This window comes from Achromobacter sp. UBA5777 (assembly GCF_002418565.1).
In the GTDB taxonomy this organism is placed as follows: domain Bacteria; phylum Pseudomonadota; class Gammaproteobacteria; order Burkholderiales; family Burkholderiaceae_B; genus Achromobacter; species Achromobacter animicus.
The window spans coordinates 1-22383 of sequence record NZ_DIEJ01000062.1; the positions used below are offsets into that span (position 1 = coordinate 1).

Genomic DNA, 22383 nt, shown 5'->3' on the forward strand with positions numbered 1-22383 from the left:
TGCCGCGCTGCTGGCGCGGGGCGCCGACGCCGACGCGCTGGGGGTAGCGCGCTGCGTCGCGTGCGGATCGCCCGATGCCGCGCGTCTCGTTGCCCAAGCCTGCGGCGAGGGCATTGCCGAAGCGTATGCGCAGGTCCGCGATTCGATGGCCACCCGCTATCAGGAAGACCTCAAGCGCGTGCGCGCCGGCAAGCTGGGCCACTATCTGGGCGCGGACGGTTTGGCGGCGCGGGTCGCGAATCTGCGGGAATTCTCCCTATGAATCGTCTTGCCGCCGTGTTGGCGCTGTCGATCGTGCTGTGCAGTCCGGCGGTTTGGGCCACCGGCAAGCCATCGTTCGATTGCGCCAGGGCACGGACCGCGGTCGAGAAGGCGATCTGCGCCGATGGCGAGTTGGCCGAACAGGATGCCAGCATCGCGAAACACTTCGGCAGGGCCAGAATGACCTTCGATCCGGCGACGGGCAAGGCGCTGACGGAAGACCAGCGGTGGTTCGTCAAGGTGCGGGACGAGGCCTATGCGTCGCCGCCCGGCAACGACCCGCCTCAAAAGGAACTGGCAGACCGGTTGAAGTATCGCGACGCCTTTCTGTCGTCGCTGGTGCTCAAGCGCCGTCAAGGTTTTGAAGGCGATTGGGAAAACCTCGCCGGTGGCATTTCGATCAAACGGCAGCCGGATGGCAGCCTGGCATTCGACGGCTCCGCGGCGCATCCGGAAAATGGCCGCTGGGTGTGCGACGTGCGCGGCGCGGGCGCGGTCAAGAACAATGCGGTGGTTATCGAGACGGTCGACGCCGAGGGCTGGACGCTGACGTTGTCGCGCAGGGGATACGGTCTCGTGCTGTCCGAAAACCCGCCGGCCGAGGCCGCCGACGCAGCCAGCCGGCCCTATTGCGGCCTGAACGGCGCGCTCGGCGGCGTTTACTATCCGGTTTCAAGGCCTTGATCGGCGCGCCGCCGCCGCGACTAGAATGTCATTCCGAATCGCAGTGAACACGTTCTTGTTTTGAAAGGACAGGCGTGACCATCCCGTATTTGCGCCGGCTGACCGCTGTCAGCCGTAGCCCGCAAGCCAATCGCCATCTTGCCTATCTGCTGACCTTCACCGCCGGCGCCGTCAACGCGGGCGGGTTCCTGGCGGTCCAGCAGTACACCTCCCACATGTCCGGCATCGTGTCCATGATGGCCGACCACATGGCGCTTGGGGGGGTGATCGTGGTGCTGCAAGGGCTGGCGGCCCTGGTGTCGTTCATGGCGGGGGCGGCCAGCTCGGCCTTTCTGATCAACTTCGGGCGCAGGTCCCGGCTGGCCAGCGAGTACGCGCTGCCGTTGCTGCTCGAGGCCGTGCTGCTGCTGATCTTCGGTCTGCTGGGCGCCAACCTTGAGACGCTGCGCTGGTTCTACGTGCCCGGCACGGTGATGCTGCTCTGCTACATCATGGGTCTGCAGAACGCGATGATCACCAAGGTGTCGCGGTCCGAAATCCGCACCACGCACGTGACGGGCATGGTGACCGACATCGGCATCGAGCTTGGCAAGCTGTTCTACTGGAACGTCGCGAAGGGCGACCCGCAGTCAATGCCGCGGGTGCTGGCCGACCGCGGCAAGCTCATCGTGCTGAGCCTGATGGTGACCTTGTTCTTCGTGGGCGGCGTGACGGGCGCGTATTCGTTTTTCAACTTCGGCTTCGGGTCGACCTGGCCGCTGGCATTGCTGCTGATGCTGCTGGCCGCGGTGCCGATCCTGGACGATATCCGCAGCTTCATGCATCGCGCGTAGCGGGCCCTCTCTACCGCTTCGATTTGACCGCAGCGGAATGGCTCAGAAACACCTGCAGCGCCGCCAGCGTTTCATAGTGCAGGCGTTCGAAACGGGCGTCCTTGACCGGGTCCTTAATGGCGTAACCCTTGGCGTCCCGTGAATAGGGTTCGCCCAGCAATTGACCGATGTCGACCTGGTAGTAGCTGGAGTCCCCATACGGGCGCTTGCCGTCGATGTAGGGCATGGGCCAAAAGCGGTCCCCTTCGCGCAAAACCGCGCCCAGCGCCTGATCGTCCACTTCGCGCCAGACCGCGGCGCGCAGCAGGACAAGATGCTCCTTGCGTAGATTGAACATGCCCTGCGCATCCACGCCGCTCTCGGGAAAGTCGAAAGCTTCGCGCATTTCAGCCGGCACGGCATATCTGCCGGGTTGCAGCCTGCCGATGGATTGCACATAGCGCGGGACCAGACGGCAGACTTCGGCCAGCCGCCGGATGGCCAGCGCATTGTCGGTTGTCTTCAGCGCGCCGCGTGCCGTGGCTAGCGTATCGGCGCCGCCAAGCAGTGGTTGCTCGAAATCGATGCCGGGCGCGCCGGATTCGACCGGCATCCATTGCACCCGCACCAGGCGCACCAAGGCCGCGTGCTGAGGGGTGTAGGACAGGCTGGCGTCCGGCGCCGCATAGACCTTGCGGACGATGGCATCGCGGGCGGGTGAGGCCAGGGCGCGCAGCGGCGCGGCAATCAGGCTGCCCAGCATCAGCAGCAGGGGACGACGGTTCATGGGGTCTCCGGGCGCATTGGCCCTATTGGGGCAGGGTTGCCAACTGGGTTTCGGTGAAGGCGTAGCTGGGCTGCAGGTGTAGCGCGGCCTCGTAGGAGTTGCGGGCGTCTGCCAGACGCCCAAGCCTGCGTTGCAGGTTGCCCAGATTCGTCAGGATCAGTGCGCTGGCCGGCTTGGCGCGCACGGCCTTTTCAAAGGCGCTCAGCGCTTCCTCCGGGCGGTTCAACGCATCCAGCACCGACGCCTGCAGGTTGTAGCCGATGCTCCAGCCAGGAAACTTTGCGGTCAGCACCTGCGTTGTCGCCAGCGCGTTGGGCAGGTCCGCGCGCTCGGCCTGCGCGCCCGCCTTGTTTACATACGCCCATCTGTTGTCGGGATTCAATGCGATGGACTGCTCGAACAGCGCCAGCGCCGCCGCCATGTTGCCTTGCTGACCGTGCAGCTTTCCCAGGAACAGCCTGATGTCGGCGTCGGCGGGCGCCTGCCGCGCCATGTCTTCAGCAATGCGCTGCGCCTCCTGGCGATTGCCGGCTCGCAGCGCGGCGGAGACTTGCGCGTTCTGCGCCTGCAGGGCAGGGGGCCACTGCTGGATGCGCGCACGCAGGGCGTCGTTCTCCGCCCGCAGCTCTGCAAGATAGGCGTCGTCCAGCTGCGACGCGTCCTGGGCAATGGCCGGCTGGCCCATCAGAACGCTGGCCAGAAGCAACGGAGAGAAAAGATGGATGCGAAGCGCTGCAAGCATGAGAAGGGCCGCCGGGCGTCATGTCGGGCCCATACGATACCGGAACCCTTGCGGACGAAGCGACGGCGGGGCGGCCGCGCCCGACATTTCAGACCAGCACTACAATGCCCGAGCGCGTATTGCATACGATCAGGCGCCACGGCAACGGCCGGAGGTACGCTGATTTCGGCGGTTGCGACACGTATTCATAGGAGGAGCAGACAAGTCATGGACGCGGAATTCTGGCTGGAACGGTGGCGCGAAGGGCGCACGCATTTTCATCAGGCTCGGATCACGCCGCTATTGCAGAAGTACTGGCCGACGCTTGACGTCCCCAAGGGCGGCAAGGTGCTGGTCCCGCTTTGCGGCAAGTCGCTGGACATGGTGTGGCTGGCCGCGCAGGGCCATCAGGTGCTGGGGGCAGAGCTCTCGCAGCTTGCGGTGGAGCAGTTCTTCACCGAAAACGAATTGCGGCCGGTCAAGCACGAGTCCGCATACGGCACGCACTACGTGGCCGGCAACATTGAAATCGTCTGCGGAGACATCTTCAAGTTGGATGCGCAGGTGCTGTCGCATTGCGTGGGCGTGTTTGACCGCGCGGCGCTCGTCGCGCTGCCGGACGCGATGCGGGCAAACTACGTGCGCCACGTCTACGGGCAGTTGTCGCCGTCCTATCGCGGCCTGCTCATCACCTTGGACTATCCGCAGGAAGAGATGGCAGGCCCGCCGTTTTCCGTGGTTGACAGCGAGGTGCAGGCAATCTTCTCGGGCGTGTCGCCCGCCGTCATCATCGACCGCCGCGATATCCTCGATAAGGAACCCAAGTTCCAGTCCGCCGGCGTCAGCCGCCTGGACACGGTGGTTTACCGATTGGGCGTGCAGGCCTGATCGTTTCGCTGGAAAGGCCATGAAAAAGCCCGTTCAATCGAACGGGCTATTTTTTGCGTGAGGGTTTTACGGGCTAGGTCATCAGCCAGCCGCCCGCCACGTCCAGCACCTGTCCAGTCACGAACCTGGCCTGATCGGACGCGAAGAACAGGCAGGCATCCGCCACTTCCTCGGGGGTGCCCAGGCGCCGCAGCGCAGTCACCGCCGCCACCGCGTCGTTGATTTCCTGCGGCACGCTTTTCAGCAGCGGTGTGCTGATCCGGCCGGGCGCCAGCGCGTTCACGGTCACTTGATGTTCGCCGAGCTCGGCGGCCCAATGCCGCGTCAGCCCGATCAGCCCGGCTTTGGTGGCCGCGTAATGCGCCGCCACGATATCGCAGTACGCCTTGCCGGCCACCGACGACATGTTGATGACGCGCCCCTGCCGTGCCTGCACCATGTGCGGCGTGGCCAGATGCGTCATGTAGAACACGCTGTTCAAGTTCACGGAGACGACGTTGTTCCACTCCGCCGGCGGCATCTCCCATACCTTCAGTGCGCGGCCGTTCGTCTTGGGCGAGATGCCGACGTTGTTGATCAGGACAGTGGCAGCGCCCAGCTCGCGCGTGATGCGGTCATAGGCGGCCTGGCACTGGTCGAAATGGGCGACGTCGGTGGGCACGAAGCACACGTCGTGACCACGCTTCTGGAGTTCCTTCTCGTAGGCTTGCCCGGCCTGCGCATTGAAGTCGACGAGACCCACGCGGCCCCCTTCGGCCAGAAACGCCTCGACGATGGCCGAGCCGATGCCGCCGACCGCGCCCGTGACAATGATGGTCTGGCTGGTAAAGCGCGCGTTCATGGCCGCACCTGCAGCATGATCTTGCCGATGTGCTTGCTGCTTTCCATCAGTGCGTGAGCGCGCGCGGCCTCGGCCAGCGGGAAGACCTCGTGGATCAGGGGCAGACACTTTCCCTGCTCCATGAGCGGCAGCACCTTCTGCACAAGCGATTGCGCGATGGCGCCCTTGTCTTCGTCGGAGCGCGGTCGCAGCGTGGATCCGGTGAATTGCAGCCGCTTGGTCATGATGGGCAGGGCGTCGATCTCGGCCTTGCTGCCCTCCAGGAACGCAATCTGCACCAGCCGCCCGTTCAGCGCCAGCAACCGCAGGTTCTTGTTGATGTAGGCGCCGCCCACCATGTCCAGGATCACGTCGACGCCGGCGTTGCCCGTGCCCTCGCGCACGGCGGCCTCGAAGTCCGCGTCGCGATACTGCACGGCATGATGTGCGCCGGCTTTCAGGCAGGCGTCCGCCTTCTCAGCGTTGCCCACGGTGGTCCAGACCTCTGCGCCGAATGCGCGCGCGAGCTGGATTGCCGTCAAGCCGATGCCGCTCGAGCCGCCGTGGACCAGAAACTTTTCGCCTGCGGCCAAGCGGGCGCGGTCGAACACGTTGGTCCAGACGGTGAAGTAGTTTTCGGGAACGGCCGCGGCCGTCAGCAGGTCCAGACCGCGCGGCACCGGCAGGCAGTGGCGCTCGTCGGCCAGGCAATACTGGGCATAGCCGCCGCCCGGCGTCAGCGCGCAGACCTGGTCGCCGGCCTTCAAGCCTTGCACCTCGGGACCGGCCGCCACGACGGTGCCCGAGACTTCCAGGCCCAGATAGGGCGAGGCGCCGGGGGGCGGGGGATAGGATCCAGAGCGTTGCAGCACGTCCGGGCGGTTGACGCCCGCGTAGGCCACTTCGATCAGCACCTGGCGGCCCGTGGGCGCTTCCATGTCGCGCTCGGCGATGCGCATGCAGTCGGGCGCGCCGCCCTTGCCGTGGTCGATGAATGTGCAGCGTAAAGACATGAGACGTTTGTCCTTGGATTTCAATGGCCCAGGTAGGCCTTCTTGACGTGGGGGTCGCTGAGCAGTTCCGCGCCCGTGCCCGTGCGCACGATCGCGCCGTTTTCCAGCACATAACCGCGATCCGCCAGCCGCAGCGTGCGGAATACGTTCTGCTCCACCAGCAGCACCGTCACGCCGTGCGAGGTGACGTCGCGGATGATGTCGAACATCTGCTGCACCAGCAGTGGCGACAGCCCCAGCGAGGGTTCGTCGAACACCAGCAGCTTCGGGTCCGCCATCATGCCGCGCGCAATCGCCACCATCTGCTGCTCGCCGCCCGACAGCGACCCGGCGTACTGGCTCAGCCGCTCCTTCACGCGCGGGAAGATGCGCAGCACCTCGTCGAGCTTGCGTTCGACGATCGGCCGCGCCGCGCGCTTGTACGAGCCCATGAGCAGGTTGTCCCGCACGGTGAAGTGCGGAAACAGCTGGCGGCCTTCGGCAATCATGGTGATCCCGGCATCCACGATGTCGTAGGGTTCGCGGTTCGTCAGGTCCTGGCCTTCGAATTCCACCTTGCCCTGCGTGGCGGTGATCACGCCGCACAGCGTCTTGAGCGTGGTCGTCTTGCCCGCGCCGTTGGCGCCGATCAGCGTGACGATCTCGCCCGCGTTCACCTCGAAATTCAGGCCGTTGAGCACCTGACTCTTGCCATAGCCCGACGTCAGATTCGACACCTTAAGCATCCTGATACTCCTTGCCCAGATAGGCTTCGATGACGGCGGGGTTCTCGACCACGTCCTTGGGCGCGCCGCTGACCAGCACGCCACCTTCGTTCAGGACGATGATGCGGTCGGACAGCGCCATCGTGGCCTGCATCATGTGTTCGATCAGCAGCACCGAAACGCCCGAATCGCGGATGCGGCGGATCATCTGGATGGATTTCTCGATGTCTGTGGGGTTCAAGCCCGCCATCACTTCATCCAGCAGCAGGATGCGCGGCTTGATCGCCAGCGCACGCGCCACTTCCAGACGCTTCATGCCGCCCACGGTGAGGCTGCGCGCTTCAGTGTTCAGATACTTCACCAGGTCGGTCTGCTCGGCCACCTTCAGGGCGATCTGCTCGGCTTCGTCGCGGTCCGACGTGTGAATGAACGCGCCCAGCATGATGTTTTCCAACACCGTCAGCCCCGTGAACGGCTTGGCGATCTGGAACGTGCGGCCCAGGCCCTTGTGCGCGAAGGCGTCGGGCGTCTTGCAGGAGACCCAATTGCCTTGCTCGTCGCGCATCGTGATGTCGCCTTTGTCCGGCGACAGAAAGCCAGACAGCAGGTTGAACACCGTGGTCTTGCCCGCGCCGTTGGGGCCGATCATGCCCAGGATTTCGTGCTGGTTGAGCGTCAGCGATACGTCGTTCGTGGCGCGCAGACCGCCGAAGCTCTTGAACAGTCCCTCCGCCTTCAGGACCGGCTGCTCGGTGCGGGTGGCGTTACGGATGCGGACCTCGTCGGCCAGCTTGAGCTTGGCCGGCGGCGTGCCCAGATAGGGCAGGCGCGCCAGCATGCGCTCGATGAAGGGCCCGAACGCACCCGCCAGCCCACGCGGAATGGTCAGCACCACCGCGACCAGGATCAGGCCGTAGATCAACCCGTGCATGCCGTTGCCGACGCTGCTGAGCCAGCCGCGCGCCAGTTCCGCGATCGGCAGCACCAGGAAGGTGCCCGCGATCGGGCCGGAAACGGTGCCGAGCCCGCCGATCAGCGCAAACATCGCGACCTGGATGGACAGCTCCAGCGAGAACGCTGAGCTGGGATCGACGAAGGTCAGGTAGGTGATGTGGAACGTGCCGATGATGCTGGTCAGCACGGCGGACACCACGGCGGCGATGATCTTCACGCGCACGGTGTGGATGCCCACGGCCAGCGCGGCATCCTCGCGTTCGCGGATCGCGATCAGGTAGTGTCCGATGCGCGACTTGCGGATGTACCACGAGACCCACGTCACCAGCACGAACAGACCGAACGCGATGATGACGTAGTTGATCTTCTCGCGGAACACGATCCACGCCCAGCCGATGTTCAAGGGCAGGCTGATGCCGCTGGAGCCGCCGGTCCAGCTTTCCTCGTGGATGACCAGAAGGCGCACCACTTCCAGGATGGCGATGGTCGCCAGCGCAAAGAAGGGTCCGCGCAGGCGCAGCGTGGGATAGCTGATCAGGATGGCGACGGCTGCGGAAATAGCCGCGCCCGCAAACATGCCGATCCACGGCGAGATGCCGAAGTTCTGCGTCAGCAGCGTGGCCGTGTAGCCGCCGATGCCATAGAACACCGCATGTCCAAGGGACAACTGGCCGGCATAGCCGCCCACGATGTTCCAGGCGACCGACAGCGCGGAAAACACGAACAGCAGGACAAAGAGGTTGGTCCAGAAGGGCGTGCCCATGACGACGGGCACGAGGAACATCGTGATCAGCAGGATGAGGCTGACGTAGGCTTTGGGGTGTCGAAAGTCGGGAAACACGTCTTGCTCCTTGTTGTTCTGGTCACTCTGTACCGACACCGAACAGACCGTTCGGCTTCAGGACAAGGATCAAGAGGAAGATCCCGAAATAGACGACCTCCTTCAGGTCGGGCGCGATGTAGAAGCCCGCCAGCGTGTCGACGATGCCGATGATCATGGAGCCGGCGACGGCGCCATATAGGCTGCCGAGGCCGCCCAGCACCACGATCACGAATGCGGTCAGCACGAAGTAGGTGCCCACGGTGGGGAACACGGGGTACTGCGGCGCCAGCAACCCCGCGGCGATGCCGACGAAGGCCGTGCCCAGCCCGAAGGCGATGGCGTAGACGTTGTTGACGTTCACGCCCATCAGCGTGGCGGCGTAGCGGTGCTGTGCCACAGCCCGCAACGCGCGGCCCAGGTAGGTGCGGTGCATGAACAGGTGCAGCAGGACGGCTAGCGTCAGGCCGATGATGAACGTGACGAGCTGGCCCGTGACCATCGAGAACGGACCGAATTCGATGGCGTTGGTGCCCAGTTCGACCGGCGCACGATAGACGTTGGCGCCAAAGATCACCAGCGCCAGGTTCAAGAGGATGGTGGACACGCCCACCGTGGCGAAGATCTGGATGTGTTGATCCGCATGAAGCAGCGGCTGGATGATGCCCTTCTGCGTCAGCGCGCCCAGGGCGAACAGAATGACGGCCACCGGAATCAGACCCGCGTAGGGGTGGACGCCGAACTGCGCCGCGATCAGATAGACCATGTACATGCCGATCATCAGGAACTCGCCGTGCGCGAAGTTCACGACGCGCACGACGCCGAAGATGAGCGTCAGGCCCAGGCTGATGATCGTGTATGCGCCGCCCAGCAACAGGCCGTTGATGACCAGTTGAATGAATAATTCCATTGTGCAACCTCTAAGTGCGGGAAGCGCCCCGTCCCTGTCCCGCAGCGTCCAGGGGCGGGGCGCTCAGGCCCCGGGTATGACCGGCCGCGCACCGGGAGCGTAAGGCTCCGGCGCCCGGCCGCTGGCATCGCGCTTTATTTCTTGAAGATGGGCTTGCCGAGTGCGAGGTTTTCCGGGCCGATGGTGACCAGCTTGCCGTCTTGCCACTGCATCACGTAGAAGGTCGAGGCGTTGTTCTGCCCGTCTTCGCCGAAGTCAAAGCCCCAGCCGTTGGCCGTCTGACCGGCGGGTTTCTTGTAGGCCAACACCGCGGCGCGGATCTTGTCCTTGTCCGTGGACTTGGCGTTGCCGATGGCTTCAAAGAAGGCCTTGGCGCCGACGTAGTTGGTCAGGCTGTGGCCGGATTGCGGATCGCTCTTGTAGGTGGACTTGTAAGCTTCGAGGAACTTGTCCAGGCCCGGCGCGCCGGCCGGATTGATGGACGATTGCGGGAAGTCCAGGTCGAACACGCCGTTCATGTCGGCGCCCACAGCCTTGGCGGTGTCGGCCAGCGAATAGCCGCCGCCCGCGCCGATCACGACCTTGGGCTTGAAGCCCGCCGCGCGCGCCTGGCTGAAGAACAGGATGGCGTCATTCTGGTAGGCCGTCTGCAGCACCACGTCGGCCTTCGCGCCCTTCAGGCGCAGGATCAGCGAAGACAAGTCGACGGTCTTGGCCGAATACGGCAAGACCTCCACCACGTTGTAGCCAAGTTCCTGCGCGCGCTTCTTCTCGGTGGCCGCCACGTCGGTGCCATACGGGCCGTCTTCGTGGATGATGCCGATCTTGATGTCCTTCGGGTTCAGGCCCATGCCCGGCGCAATGGTGTCATGCAACGCGTTCACCACCGACACGCCGTACAGCGCAGTGTTGGGGTTGCTGCGGAACAGGTACTTGTAGTTGCGCGTGGTGATCTTGTGGGCGGTGGCGCCCAATTCGAAGTAGGGCACGCCCGCCAGCTCTGTCACAGGCGAGGCCGCGTATGAAATGCCGGACGCGTAGCTGCCAAACACCCCGACCACGTTGGCCGAGATCAGGCGCTTGGTCTCGGACACCGCCTGGGTCGGGTCGACGGCGTCGGCCTTGATGATTTCGATCTTCTCGCCGTTGATCCCCCCGGCCGCGTTGATCTCGTTAACGGCCAGTTCCAGACCGCGATAGCTTTCCTGTCCAAGCAGCGCAAGCGCGCCGCTGAACGGGAATAGCGCGCCTACCTTCATGTCGGCCGCTGCGGTGCCGCTTGCCAGCGCGCCGCATACACCCAGCGCCAAAACAATTTTGTTGAACTTGAACACTGTCTACGCTCCTTTGTTGGTATGGATGCGGACTGGATACTGCGTTCCGTCCGTCTTTTGATATATATGATATATGCGCCGGCGGGGCGAGAAACCCTCGCCTTGGATTCTAGTAGCGGTCGCTTCATGCCGAATCAGGGAATTCCCTGAAACCGCATGAATAAAGCCTCAGCGGCCGATACACGAGAAAATGCGCACTTGATTCCGTCAGGCGAACGACGCTTTTTGGATGAGGCGTCACATGCAAGACGGACCACAGGATAGCTGGTTTTATCATATATCGTATATGATGATTCGCACTTATAAGAACGATCCGAGGAGACAAAAGCATGTTTGAGGAAGTGGATTTCACCGGCAAGAAAGTACTTATCACCGCCGGCGCCTATGGGCTGGGCCTGGAAATGGCCAAGGTCTTTCACCACGCGGGCGCTACCGTGTTCGTGTGCGACGTCAACGAGGAACGGCTGGCCGCGTTGCCCACGGAACTGCCCGGCGTGCAGGTGGCGCGGGCTGACGTGTCCGACGAAGCCAGTGTTGAACAGCTGTTTACCGCCGTCCGCCAATCGCTAGGCGGCCTGGATATCCTGATCAACAACGCCGGCGTGGCCGGCCCCACGGGTTTCGTCGAAACGCTTTCCAAGGCGGACTGGGACCGAACGCTCGCCGTCAACATCACCGGCCAGTTCCTGTGCGCGCGTCAGGCCATTCCCTTGCTCAAGGAATCAAAGGCCGGCGTGATGATCAATCTCTCTTCGGCGGCAGGGCATCTTGGCTTTGCCGGCCGGTCGGTGTATTCCGCCTCCAAATGGGCGGTCATCGGGTTCACCAAGTCGCTCGCGATCGAACTGGGCGGGCATGGCATTCGCGTCAATGCCATTCTTCCCGGCGCGGTGGAGGGGCCTCGGATCCGCGCGGTCATCGCCGCCAAGGCCGATACGCTGGGACGTCCGGTCGAAGAGATCGCGGCACAGTACGAAAACCAGGCTGTGCTCGGCCGTATGGTCACCGCGCGCGACATTGCCAACATGGTCCTGTTCAATGCCAGCGAAGCGGCGCGCAGCGTGACAGGCCAGGCCATCGTCGTGGACGGCTTCACGCAGAAACTCTACTGATGGCCGCGGACCACATGCCGCGGCGCGCGGCCATCATTGGAACGGGACTGATCGGGCAAGGGTGGGCCATCGTGTTCGCGCGTATGGGCTGGGAAGTGCGGCTTCATGATGTGAACGCTGCGATGCTTGCCGAAGCGCGTGCGCTCATCCTGCAACAGCTTCGCGTGCTGGAAACACAGGGCCTGCTCGACAACGTGGATGCCATCGTCGACCGCGTGCAGGTGTCGGCCAGCCTGCAAGAGGCATTGCTGGGCGCCAGCTACGTCCAGGAGAATTCCCCGGAAAACGTCGAGATCAAGCGCGCGCTGTTTTCTGAACTGGACGCGCTGGCCGAACCGCAAGCCATCATCGGCAGCTCGACGTCCAGCATTCCGGCCAGCCAGTTCACCGAGCATCTTGCCGGCAGGCATCGGTGCCTCGTGGCGCATCCGGTCAATCCGCCGTACCTGATTCCGGTCGTCGAACTGTGCCCGGCGCCTTGGACCAGCCCCGAAGCGCTGTCCGGCGCGCGCGACGTGATGACCGGCATCGGCCAGAAGCCCGTGCTCGTGCGGCGCGAAATCGAAGGCTTCATCCTGAACCGCCTGCAAGGCGCGTTGCTGCAGGAAGCCTTCCGGCTGGCAAGCCAGGGCATCGCCAGCGCCGAAGACATCGACACCACGGTCAAGGACGGGCTGGGTCTGCGCTGGTCGTTCATGGGACCCTTTGAAACCATCGACCTGAACGCGCCGGGCGGCCTCGCGGATTATTGCCGCCGTTACGGCGGGCTCTATCAGTCCATTGGCGCGAGCCAGGGCGATTGCGTGGCCTGGGAAGGCGCGCTGGTCGACGCGCTATCCGACGAGCGGCGTGCGCTGCTGCCCACCGAAGAACTTGCCGCGCGCCGCTTCTGGCGCGATGAAAAGCTGATGCGCCTCATGCGTCACAAACAACACGGAGACAACAATGGCTAAGCCCAAACAGAAAGTCGTCATCACCTGCGCCGTAACGGGCGCGATCCACACGCCCAGCATGTCGCCGCACCTGCCGGTAACCGCCGACGAGATCGCCGAAGCGGCCATCGGCGCGGCAAAGGCCGGCGCCGCCGTCCTGCACCTGCACGCGCGCGATCCGCAGACGGGCAAGCCTTCGCAGGACCCGGCGCTGTTCAAGCCCTTCCTTGAGCGCATCAAGCGCGAGACCGACGCCATCATCAACATCACCACCGGCGGCAGTCCGCACATGACGGTGGAAGAGCGCATGCGGCCGGCCACCACGTTCCAGCCGGAGCTGGCGTCGCTGAACATGGGCTCGATGAACTTCGGTCTCTTTCCGATGCTTGACCGCTTCTCGGAGTTCAAGCACGACTGGGAGCGCGAGCACCTGGAGAACAGCCGCTCGCTCATCTTCCGCAACACGTATCAGGACATTGAATCCATCCTGACGCTGGGCAATGCCAACGGCACGCGGTTCGAGTTCGAGTGCTATGACATCAGCCACCTCTACAACCTGGCGCATTTCGTGGACCGCGGCCTGGTCAAGTCGCCGCCCTTCATCCAATCGGTATTCGGCATCCTGGGCGGCATCGGCCCGCACCCTGAAGACCTGATGCACATGAAGCGCACGGCGGACCGTCTCTTTGGCAACGACTACGAATGGTCGATCCTGGGCGCCGGCCGCAACCAGATGCCGCTGGCGACCATCGGCGCGGCCATGGGGTCGAACGTGCGGGTGGGGCTTGAAGATTCGTTGTGGATCGGACCGGGGCAACTGGCCGAATCCAATCGCGTGCAGGTGGAGCGCATCCGCGGAATCCTCGAGGCGCTGAACCTGGAGGTCGCCACGCCGGACGAAGCGCGGGCCAAGCTGGGATTGAAAGGCAAGGACAACGTCGCGTTCTGATGCCGCGGGCGGGCAGGGCGGCCGGCGGGCATCAAACCCGCCAGCCCTTGCTGGCTGCAGAGGGGTCAGGCGTGACGGCGCAGCGCGGCGGCCAGCGTGGCCACATCCAGCGTACGGTCAAAGTTGGCGGCATGGCGCGCTTTCAGGCTGAGGTCCGCCGCCAGCGACAGTTCCGCATCGGACGGCTCGCCGGCTGCGCCAAGTTCGCGCAGCGTGACCGGCAGGCCGACCTGGGCATACCACTGCTTCAGATCGGCCAGCATGCCGTCGTTGCGGTTCTCCAGGTCAAGCTGCACCAGCAAGCCCACCGCCACCTGCAGGCCGTGCAGCGCCGTTGCAATGCCATCGATCTTCGGTAGCCCGCGCGTCAGGGCGTGGGCAATGGACAGGCCACCGCTTTCAAATCCAAGACCGCTCATGAGGATCATCGCTTCCACCACGCGCTCGAAGGCGGGCGTGGGCTGGCCGGTTCCGGCAACGGCCACGGCATCCGCGCCGTCCGCCAGCAGAGTGCGCAGGCAGCCGTCGGCGATGAGCTGGGCCGTGAGCAGCGGCGCCGCGTCGTACATGTTCTTGCCGCCGTTGCGCTGGCACTGTTCGGCTTCAAACTTCTTGGAGATTGCGTCGCCCAGCCCGGCCCGGAAGAAGTGCACCGGCGCGGTCGCGATGATGGCGCTGTCGACCAGCACGATGGACGGATTGAACAGCATGTGCTCGACGGCCAGGAGGTTGTGATGCGCGTCGTAGAGCACGTAATTCTTGCTGGTGGGCGCGTCGTTGGACGCCACCGTGGGCACGGTGATCAGGTGGCAGTGCGACGACTTGGCCACGGCCTTGCCGGCATCCAGCGACTTGCCGCCGCCCACCGCAATGACCATGTCGAGGTTCGCCGGCGCGGCTTGCGCGCGCAATCCGTCGATGACTTCAGGCGTCAGGTCGCCTTCGACGATCAGCGGCGCAAGCGCCACGCCATGCTGGGCGCACAGTCCCTCGATTCTCGGACCCAACACGCCATGGACATAGTTGTCGATGACCAGCGCGGCGCGCTTTCCGAACAGCGCCGCGTATTGCCCCAGCGCGTCCAGGGCGCCCGCCCCCTGGATGTAGCGGCTGGGCGCTCCGAAAATCTTCAGCATGGCGTCTCCCTATTTGCGAGCCCCAGGGGGGCGGTAGTCGAGTTCTTTTTCCCGTTCGACCAGCCAGTCGATCATGATCTTTCCGCCCCAGACCAGATCGGCCTGGATGGCGTTGCGCGCCGCTTCCGAATCACGCGCTTCCAGGGCCTCGATGACGGCCTCGTGGCGATGCTCGTTTTCGGAATAGTCCAGGCCGGCGGTCTTGACGTGAAACACCTTGAGGATGGGGCCGGTGATGACCCAGAACGACTCAACGGTGTTGCGCAGGATGGGTTTGTTGCTGGCTTCGAGGATGGCGAAGTGGAACTTGCGGTTCAGGTAGCTGGCGCGCTTGGGATCGGTGGACGTGCACGAGATGAAATCCCGCTGCAGCGCGATCAGGTTGTCGAGTTGCTTGCGCGTGATGTTTTGCGCGGCCTCGGCGGCGCCCATGCCTTCAAGGTGGAAGCGGATCTGCTGGATTTCCCGCAGCTTTTCCGAGTTGACGTACGGCACGTACACCGCGGTGGCCGCCTGCATTTCCAGCCCTTGTTCGCTGATCAGCCGGAAGATGGCCTCGCGCACCGGCGTGATGGACACGCCCATTTCCTGCGCCAGCTCGCCAATGATCAGGCGCTCGCCAGGTTCGTATTGCCCATTGATCAGGGCATTACGGATTTCGTTGTAGACCCTGACGGAAAGGTTCTCTTTTTTGACCGGTTTGAGGCTGGGCATGGCGTTTCTGGCTTGCTGTATGGAGGGTGCAGGTGAATCCAGGAGCGATTCTAGCCCGGCGTAGCCAATTCGAGCGCAATGGGTATATTATATATCATATATCCATACAGCAGGAGGAGGCGCGATGCGCAAGGATCAGGAGGCCCCTACCGCAGGGGAAATCGCGATGCTGCGGGAAAAGGCCCGCCATATCAGGCTGGAGACCATCCGCCTCATCGAAATCGCCAAGGTCGGACACTACAGTTCCGTCTTTTCGTGCGCCGAGATCTTCGCGGCGCTTTATTTTGATGTGATGCGTCTTCGCCCGGGCGAGCCGCAGTGGCCGGATCGTGACCGCTTCCTCATGGGCAAGGGCCACGCCGCCGTCGGCCTGTTCCCCGTGCTGGCCGATCTGGGCTTCATCGATCACGCGCTGCTGGACGGCTACACGCGGTTGGGCAGCCCCCTGGGCGATCACCCCGACATGAGCAAGGTGCCGGGCGTCGACTTCAGCTCGGGCTCCATCGGTCATGCGCTGTCCAATGGCGTTGGCATGGCCGTCGGCGGCCGCATGAACCAGCGGGACTTCAACGTGTTCGTGATGCTGGGCGACGGCGAAATGCAGGAAGGGCAGGTGTGGGAAGCCGCGTTGTTCGCCGCGCACAACCGCTTGTCCCGCCTCATCGCCATCATCGACCGCAACGGTTATCAGCTCGACGGCAAGGTCGACGACGTCATGGGGGTGGAGTCGCTGAAAGAAAAGTGGCAGGCGTTCGGCTGGGAGGTCCACGAAGTCGATGGCCACAATCTTGCCGAGCTGACTGCGCTGCTGCGCCGCCTGCGCGCCGACGATGCGCGCGACAAGCCCGCATGCGTGATCGCCCGGACCATCAAGGGCAAGGGTGTCTCCTATATGGAAACCGAACCAGGCTGGCACCTGGGCTACCTGGCCCCGCAAGATGCGCAAAGCGCTGTCGAAGAAATCCTCTCCCGCGAGATCTGAATGGCACAGGCACAAGTACTCTCTCCCGATTCCTGGCAGTACCGCGCCCTGAATGCGGTGAACCCCGGGCTGTCCTACCTTTCCGACGGATTGATCGAGCTGGTGAAGGCCGGTCATCCGGTCGTCGCCGGATCGGCCGACCTGCAGTATTCGAACGGGCTGAACCGTTTTGCCGAGGCCTATCCCGACCGCTACGTGCAGTTCGGCATCTCTGAGCAGAACATGGTGTCGGCGGCGGCTGGGCTGGCCACGACTGGCATGATGCCGTTCGTTGCCACCTTTGCGTCATTTCTAGGATTGCTGTGCTGCGAACAGATCCGGATGGACGTCGCCTACACGCGGCTGCCGGTCCGTCTGATCGGCCATCACACCGGCATCAGCCTGGGTTTCTATGGCACCTCGCACCACGCCACCGAAGACATTTCCACCATGCGCGCGCTGGCGGGCCTGACGGTGGTGTCTCCCGCCGACGGGCCGCAACTGGCGTCGGCCATCAAGGCGTCCGCGGACTGGCCCGAACCCATCTATTTCCGTATCGGCCGCGGGCGCGATCCGCAGGTCTACGAAGACAACACGCCGTTCGAATTCGGCCGCGCCATCGTCCACGAAGTGGGCAGCGACCTGACGCTGATCGCCTGCGGCATCACGCTGCACGGCGCGCTGGCTGCTGCTCGCCAGTTGCGCGAAGAGGGCCTGTCGGTTGGCGTGATCGACATGCCGACGATCAAGCCGCTGGACCGCGACGCCATCCTGAAGGCTGCCGGGCAGTCGCGCCTGATGATGACGGTCGAAGAGCACAATGTGCTGGGCGGCCTGGGTTCGGCAGTTGCCGAGGTGCTGGCCGACGCGGGCACCGGCACGCGGTTGCGCCGTCATGGCATCTATGACGAATACAGCCTCATTGCGCCGCCCACCACCCTGTACGCCCATTACAAGCTAGACGCCGAAGGCATTGCCGGCGTCGCGCGAGAATTCATCCAGCATTGATCCGGAGACATCCATGAAGGAAATCAGCGGCAACACGCGCCTGTTCGGCATCCTGGCCGATCCCATCCATCACGTGAAGACGCCGCAGCGCATGAACGAACACTTCGCCAAGATCGGTTTCGATGGCGTCTGCGTGCCATTTCACGCGCGGCCCGACAACCTGGCGGCCGTGGTCGAAGGCCTGCGCCGCCTGGAAAACCTGGGCGGCGTGATCGTCACGGTGCCGCACAAGACCGCCATCCTGGAACTGGCCGACGACGCCACGCCCGTCGCACGCAAGATCGGCGCGGCCAATGTGCTGCGGCGCGAGGCTGACGGGCGTCTGGTGGCGCACATGCTGGACGGCGAGGGGTTCGTGCGTGGCCTGCGCAGTTGCGGCGTCGCACCCGAGGGCAAGAGCGTGTACCTGGCGGGCGCGGGCGGCGCGGCCAATGCGATCGGCTTCGCGCTGGTGCAGGCTGGCGTCTCTCGCCTGACCATCGCCAACCGCACGCCCGCCAAGGCCGAAGACCTGAAAGCCCGCATCCTGTCGCTGCATCCGGATGCGCAGATCGCTGTGGGCAATGCCGACCCGTCCGGCCATGACCTCGTCGTCAACGGCACGTCGCTGGGCATGAAAGAAGGCGATCCGCTGCCGCTGGACGCCAGCCGCCTGACGCCGGACCAACTGGTCTGCGAGGTCATCATGCAGCCCAAGGACACGGCGCTGCTCGTAGCGGCGCAGGCGCGCGGCTGCAAGATTCATTACGGCGCGCCGATGCTGGCCTGCCAGATCGAACTGATGGTGGAAACCCTGGGCGTGACGTCCGCCCGTTAGGCGGCGCTGCACACATTCGGTAGACAACGATGGGCGACTACGACTTCATCATCGCGGGTGGCGGAACGGCCGGCTGCATCCTGGCCAACCGCCTCAGCGCGGACGGCAAGTATCGCGTGCTGCTGCTCGAGGCCGGCCACGAGGCGCGCAGCATGTGGATTCCCATTCCGGCGGGCTTTTCCAAGCTGCTGGTCGATCCGCAATACAACTGGCGCTTTGCCACCGAACCCGAGGACAACGTCCACGGGCGCGTCATCGCCGTGCCGCGCGGCAAGGGGTTGGGCGGATCCACGCTGATCAACGGCATGATCTACGTGCGCGGCCAGCCGCAGGATTTCGACGGCTGGGTGGCCGCGGGCGCTGCCGGTTGGGGACGCGACGTGGCCGAGCGCATCTACCGCAAGATCGAGAACTATGCGCCCGGCGGCGAGACCCGAGGCAAGGACGGTCCGATGCACCTTGAAGAGGTGGCCGAACGCTTCCCCGTGTCGGACGCCTTCCTGCAGGCCGCGCGGCAAGACGGCCAACCCTTCAACCCCGACTACAACAGCGGCGATCAGGAAGGCGTGGGCTATTACCAGGTGCTCCAGCACCACGGCCGGCGCTGGAGTGTCGTGGACGGCTACCTGAAACCGGCCGCGGGACGGCACAACCTCAGCGTCGAATGCGGCGCCCATGTCGTGCGTCTGGTGTTCGAAGGCAAGCGCTGCGTGGGTGTGGTGTACCGCAAGAACGGGCAGGAACACGTCGTGCGTGCGCGCCGCGAAACGCTGGTCTGCATGGGCGCGGTGCAGTCCCCGCAATTGCTGGAGTTGTCCGGTGTGGGCAGTCCGGCCTTGCTGGCCGCGCACGGTATCGGCGTGGTGCATGCGCAGCCGGCGGTGGGCGAAAACTATATCGACCACTTCGCCACGCGCATGAACTGGCGCGTCAAGAACACGGTGACCTTGAACGAAATGTCGCGTGGCTGGCGGCTGGCGCAGCAGGTGGCGCGTTACTACATGAGCCGCAAAGGCATCCTGACACTGGGCACGGGACTGGTGCACGGCTTCGTGAAAAGCGCGCCCGGATTGCCTACGCCCGACGTGCAGTTTTTCTTCGTGCACGCCAGCTATGCCAACGCCGCCGAACGCATTCTGGACCGGCATCCCGGCATGACGATCGGGGTGGCGCAATTACGCCCAGAGTCCGTCGGGTCCATCCACATCAAGTCGGCCGATCCGCTGGACGGACCTGCCATCCGGCCCAACTTCCTGTCCGCGCAGGTCGACCGCGACAGCTTGATAGGCGGGATGCAGGTGGCTCGCCGCATCGTGAGCCAGCCCGCCCTGAAACACTACGTGGAGGCCGAGGTCAGCCCCGGCGTGCAGGTGGACAGCGACGACGAATGGCTGGACTTTGCGCGACGCAACGGACAGACCATCTACCACCCCATCGGCACCTGCCGCATGGGTACGGACGCGGCGGCCGTCACAGACGTGCGGCTGCGTGTCAACGGGCTGACGGGCCTGCGCGTGGTGGATGCCTCGGTCATGCCGAAGATGGTTTCCGGCAACACGCAGGCCGCCGTCATGATGGTGGCCGAGCGCGGCGCGGAGATGATCCTCGAAGACGCGGCGCAGGCGTAGGGAACTTCCGGTTAGTAAAAATGGCGCGCTTGCTTACGGCTGGCGCGCCATTCTTCTTGAAGGCGCCCGGCATGCGCCTTGCTAACGCGCTGTTCCGACTGCAGACTGCAGGTTAGGCTGCACCAACTGAAAGGAGACCGTATGACCTACGACCTTTGGTATTGGGATGGCATTCCCGGGCGGGGAGAATTCGTGCGCCTGGCGCTGGAAGCGGGCGGTATTCCGTATCGGGAACGCGCCCGCGATCCGGGCGCCGACGAAAGCGCGTTGATCGACGACATGCAATCGGCCCGCAAGCATCCGCCTTTTGCGCCGCCTTATCTGGTGGCCGGAAAAATGACGTTGGGGCAGACCGCCAATATCCTGCTTTTCCTCGGCGAAAAGCATGGCCTTGCGCCCGAGTCGCTTGAGGGCCGGTTGTGGGTAAACCAGTTGCAACTCACCATTGCCGACATGGTGGCGGAAGCGCACGACACCCATCACCCCATTTCCGCCAGCGATTATTACGAAGACCAGAAAGAAGAGGCCGCCCGCCGCGCCAAGGTATTTCGCGAAGAGCGTATTCCGAAGTTCCTGGGGTATTTCGAACGGCTGCTGGACGGGCCGCAGGCGTGGTTGGCGGGCGGCGCTAGATGGACCTACGTGGACTTGTCCCTTTATCACTTGGTCGATGGCTTGCTGTTCGCGTTTCCCAAACGCATGGCGACCGTTGCCACGCATTATCCAAATGTGTTCGCCCTGCACGAGCGCGTGACCGCTCTGCCTGAACTGCAGGCCTATTTTTCAAGCGGCCGGCGCTTGCCATTTGGCGAGGGCATTTTCCGCCAATATCGCGAGCTGGACGCGGCTTGAATCCGGGATTTCCCGAGTGTGCGTCATGACGACGCTTTGAAATCTTTTTAAAAGGGACGTTCAGAATTACATCGGGCCATGATAATTTCTGGGATTAAATAGTTTCCATTAGATACATAAGAATTACGTGTACCAGGCACGCCGGCAAACACACCCTGGAGGTTTCCATGCTTTGGCATACTCTTGGCCGCTTTATCCGTGGATATCGCAGTACCGATAAAAACGACCTGCTCGGACAGATCGACGCCCTTCACAAATCCCAGGCGGTCATTGAGTTTGATCTGAACGGCCACATCCTGATGGCCAATCAGAACTTCCTGGGCACCACGGGCTATTCGCTCGATGAGATCCAGGGGCGTCACCACCGCATGTTCATCGATCCCGATGAACGCGGGTCGCCGCAATATGCAGCCTTTTGGGAAAGGCTGGGACAGGGCGCACATGATTCCGGCCGTTATCGGCGGATTCGCAAGGATGGCTCGGACGTCTGGCTGCAGGCGTCGTACAACCCCATCTTTGACAAGCGCGGACGGCCGGTGAAGGTGATCAAGTACGCCACCGACATTACCGATCAGCAAAATCGCCAGGCAGATTCCGAAGGCCAGCTCGCGGCAATTTCCAAGGTCCAGGCGATCATCGAGTTCAATCTCGACGGCACCATCCTGCGTGCCAACGACCTGTTTCTCGGTGCGGTGGGGTATCGCGCCGACGAGGTGCTGGGCCGGCATCACAGCATCTTTGTCCCGCCCGAAGAAGCCCGAAGCACGGCCTACAAGGATTTCTGGCGCCGGCTGCGCAATGGCGAGCACGACACTGGCCAGTACATGCGCTTGGGCAAAGGCGGACGCCAGGTCTGGATCGAAGCCAGCTACAACCCCATTCTCGATGCGCAGGGCCGGCCATTCAAGGTGGTGAAGTTCGCTACCGACATCACCAAGCGCTTTACCGCCGCACAGACGCTGCAAGTGGCCGTGCAGGGCCTGACCGAGAACGCCGAACGCGCGCGGCAGGCCAACAGCCTCGCGCAGGACGCCAGCCGAATCGCTGAAACGGGCGGCGATACGATGCGCGACGTGGTGACGACCATGGAAGCCATCACGGGGAGTTCGCGCCGCATTTCCGAGATCATCGGGGTCATGGACGGCATTGCATTCCAGACCAACATCCTTGCGCTGAACGCGGCCGTCGAGGCCGCGCGCGCCGGCGAGCACGGCAGGGGCTTCGCGGTCGTGGCATCAGAGGTCCGCAATCTGGCGCAAAGCAGCGCGGCGGCCGCGAAGGAAATCAAGGCGCTCATCACGACGTCCGTGGCGCAGGTCGAAGGCGGCGCGGTGCAGGTCCAGTCCGCCGGGGGCACGATGGAGGGCATCGTCGCGTCGTCTCGCCGCGTGACCGAAATCATGGCCCAGGTCGTTGAAGTGTCGCTGGCGCAATCAGACAAGCTGGCCGGCGTGACGGAAGATCTCACCGATACCCGCGCCGAACCCACAAGACGATTGCGCGCCGCCTAGCGGGCGGGGCGTCAGCGCGTGAGTGCGCTATAAAGACGGCATTGCCGATCATCTG

The 22383-nt window shown here is 64.0% G+C and carries 21 protein-coding genes and 2 pseudogenes; 13 read left to right on the forward strand and 10 right to left on the reverse strand.

Annotated features, from left to right (window positions below):
* The 3 genes and pseudogenes from B3446_RS04260 to B3446_RS04270 all read left to right on the forward strand — a co-directional run.
* Positions 1–262 (forward strand): annotated as a pseudogene (locus B3446_RS04260) (SMI1/KNR4 family protein); the annotation flags it as partial.
* Complete coding sequence (locus B3446_RS04265) at positions 259–945, forward strand: lysozyme inhibitor LprI family protein (RefSeq protein ID WP_291377892.1); 687 nt, start codon at positions 259–261, stop codon at positions 943–945. The pseudogene B3446_RS04260 and the gene B3446_RS04265, both read left to right, overlap by 4 nt.
* Positions 946–1019: 74 nt before the next feature.
* Positions 1020–1772: pseudogene (locus B3446_RS04270) on the forward strand (YoaK family protein); the annotation flags it as partial.
* Between the two features lie 16 nt (positions 1773–1788).
* Here the strand turns inward: B3446_RS04270 and B3446_RS04275 are convergent.
* Entirely contained in the window at positions 1789–2544 is a 756-nt protein-coding gene (locus tag B3446_RS04275) for a hypothetical protein (protein WP_291377894.1), read from the reverse strand.
* 22 nt (positions 2545–2566) lie between these two features.
* Entirely contained in the window at positions 2567–3286 is a 720-nt protein-coding gene (locus B3446_RS04280; RefSeq protein ID WP_291377896.1) for a tetratricopeptide repeat protein, read from the reverse strand.
* Between the two features lie 207 nt (positions 3287–3493).
* Between B3446_RS04280 and B3446_RS04285 the strand changes: the two genes are divergently transcribed.
* Positions 3494–4153 (forward strand): thiopurine S-methyltransferase, encoded by a 660-nt coding sequence (locus tag B3446_RS04285; protein ID WP_291377898.1) that lies wholly within the window; start codon positions 3494–3496, stop codon positions 4151–4153.
* Positions 4154–4226: 73 nt separating this feature from the next.
* On the opposite strand, the gene B3446_RS04290 is transcribed toward B3446_RS04285, so the two are convergent.
* From B3446_RS04290 to B3446_RS04315, 6 genes are all read right to left on the reverse strand, one after another.
* The gene (locus B3446_RS04290; protein ID WP_291377920.1) at positions 4227–4994 is read right to left on the reverse strand and encodes an SDR family oxidoreductase; all 768 of its coding nucleotides are present in this window, start codon (positions 4992–4994) and stop codon (positions 4227–4229) included.
* Complete coding sequence (locus B3446_RS04295; protein ID WP_291377922.1) at positions 4991–5986, reverse strand: NAD(P)H-quinone oxidoreductase; 996 nt, start codon at positions 5984–5986, stop codon at positions 4991–4993. Before B3446_RS04295 ends, B3446_RS04290 begins: the two co-directional genes overlap by 4 nt.
* Positions 5987–6006: 20 nt before the next feature.
* Positions 6007–6711 (reverse strand): ABC transporter ATP-binding protein, encoded by a 705-nt coding sequence (locus B3446_RS04300; RefSeq protein ID WP_291377924.1) that lies wholly within the window; start codon positions 6709–6711, stop codon positions 6007–6009.
* Positions 6704–8485: an ABC transporter permease subunit gene (locus B3446_RS04305; RefSeq protein WP_291377926.1), complete on the reverse strand. Its 1782-nt coding sequence runs from the start codon at positions 8483–8485 to the stop codon at positions 6704–6706. The genes B3446_RS04300 and B3446_RS04305 overlap by 8 nt, the downstream gene beginning before the upstream one ends.
* A 22-nt stretch (positions 8486–8507) precedes the next feature.
* On the reverse strand, positions 8508–9374 hold the full coding sequence (locus tag B3446_RS04310) for a branched-chain amino acid ABC transporter permease (protein WP_191578492.1): 867 nt from the start codon (positions 9372–9374) through the stop codon (positions 8508–8510).
* Between the two features lie 134 nt (positions 9375–9508).
* Positions 9509–10708 (reverse strand): ABC transporter substrate-binding protein, encoded by a 1200-nt coding sequence (locus B3446_RS04315; RefSeq protein WP_191578491.1) that lies wholly within the window; start codon positions 10706–10708, stop codon positions 9509–9511.
* A gap of 329 nt (positions 10709–11037) precedes the next feature.
* On the opposite strand from B3446_RS04315, the gene B3446_RS04320 reads away from it, so the two are divergent.
* Genes B3446_RS04320 through B3446_RS04330 form a run of 3 tightly spaced genes read left to right on the forward strand, consistent with a single transcriptional unit; the run spans position 11038 to position 13701 of the window.
* The gene (locus tag B3446_RS04320; protein WP_291377929.1) at positions 11038–11820 is read left to right on the forward strand and encodes an SDR family oxidoreductase; all 783 of its coding nucleotides are present in this window, start codon (positions 11038–11040) and stop codon (positions 11818–11820) included.
* On the forward strand, positions 11820–12773 hold the full coding sequence (locus B3446_RS04325) for a 3-hydroxyacyl-CoA dehydrogenase (RefSeq protein ID WP_291377931.1): 954 nt from the start codon (positions 11820–11822) through the stop codon (positions 12771–12773). The genes B3446_RS04320 and B3446_RS04325 overlap by 1 nt, the downstream gene beginning before the upstream one ends.
* Entirely contained in the window at positions 12766–13701 is a 936-nt protein-coding gene (locus B3446_RS04330) for a 3-keto-5-aminohexanoate cleavage protein (protein ID WP_056570653.1), read from the forward strand. Before B3446_RS04325 ends, B3446_RS04330 begins: the two co-directional genes overlap by 8 nt.
* A 65-nt stretch (positions 13702–13766) precedes the next feature.
* Here the strand turns inward: B3446_RS04330 and B3446_RS04335 are convergent, their stop codons facing one another.
* Together B3446_RS04335 and B3446_RS04340 are read right to left on the reverse strand one after the other, a co-directional pair.
* Complete coding sequence (locus tag B3446_RS04335) at positions 13767–14837, reverse strand: glycerol dehydrogenase (protein ID WP_291377935.1); 1071 nt, start codon at positions 14835–14837, stop codon at positions 13767–13769.
* Positions 14838–14846: 9 nt separating this feature from the next.
* Positions 14847–15551: a GntR family transcriptional regulator gene (locus tag B3446_RS04340; RefSeq protein WP_056570648.1), complete on the reverse strand. Its 705-nt coding sequence runs from the start codon at positions 15549–15551 to the stop codon at positions 14847–14849.
* Positions 15552–15675: 124 nt separating this feature from the next.
* Between B3446_RS04340 and B3446_RS04345 the strand changes: the two genes are divergently transcribed.
* The 6 genes from B3446_RS04345 (at position 15676) to B3446_RS04370 (ending at position 22328) form a co-directional block, all read left to right on the forward strand.
* The gene (locus B3446_RS04345; RefSeq protein ID WP_291377938.1) at positions 15676–16533 is read left to right on the forward strand and encodes a transketolase; all 858 of its coding nucleotides are present in this window, start codon (positions 15676–15678) and stop codon (positions 16531–16533) included.
* Complete coding sequence (locus B3446_RS04350) at positions 16534–17520, forward strand: transketolase family protein (RefSeq protein ID WP_291377939.1); 987 nt, start codon at positions 16534–16536, stop codon at positions 17518–17520.
* 13 nt (positions 17521–17533) lie between these two features.
* On the forward strand, positions 17534–18337 hold the full coding sequence (locus B3446_RS04355; RefSeq protein ID WP_105240085.1) for a shikimate dehydrogenase family protein: 804 nt from the start codon (positions 17534–17536) through the stop codon (positions 18335–18337).
* Between the two features lie 29 nt (positions 18338–18366).
* Complete coding sequence (locus B3446_RS04360; protein WP_191578484.1) at positions 18367–19965, forward strand: GMC family oxidoreductase; 1599 nt, start codon at positions 18367–18369, stop codon at positions 19963–19965.
* Between the two features lie 141 nt (positions 19966–20106).
* Positions 20107–20817, forward strand: a complete 711-nt coding sequence (locus B3446_RS04365) for a glutathione S-transferase (RefSeq protein WP_291377944.1) — start codon at positions 20107–20109, stop codon at positions 20815–20817.
* Positions 20818–20984: 167 nt separating this feature from the next.
* Positions 20985–22328, forward strand: coding sequence for a methyl-accepting chemotaxis protein (locus B3446_RS04370; RefSeq protein WP_291377945.1), 1344 nt, complete (start codon positions 20985–20987; stop codon positions 22326–22328).
* The last annotated feature ends 55 nt before the right edge of the window (positions 22329–22383 follow it).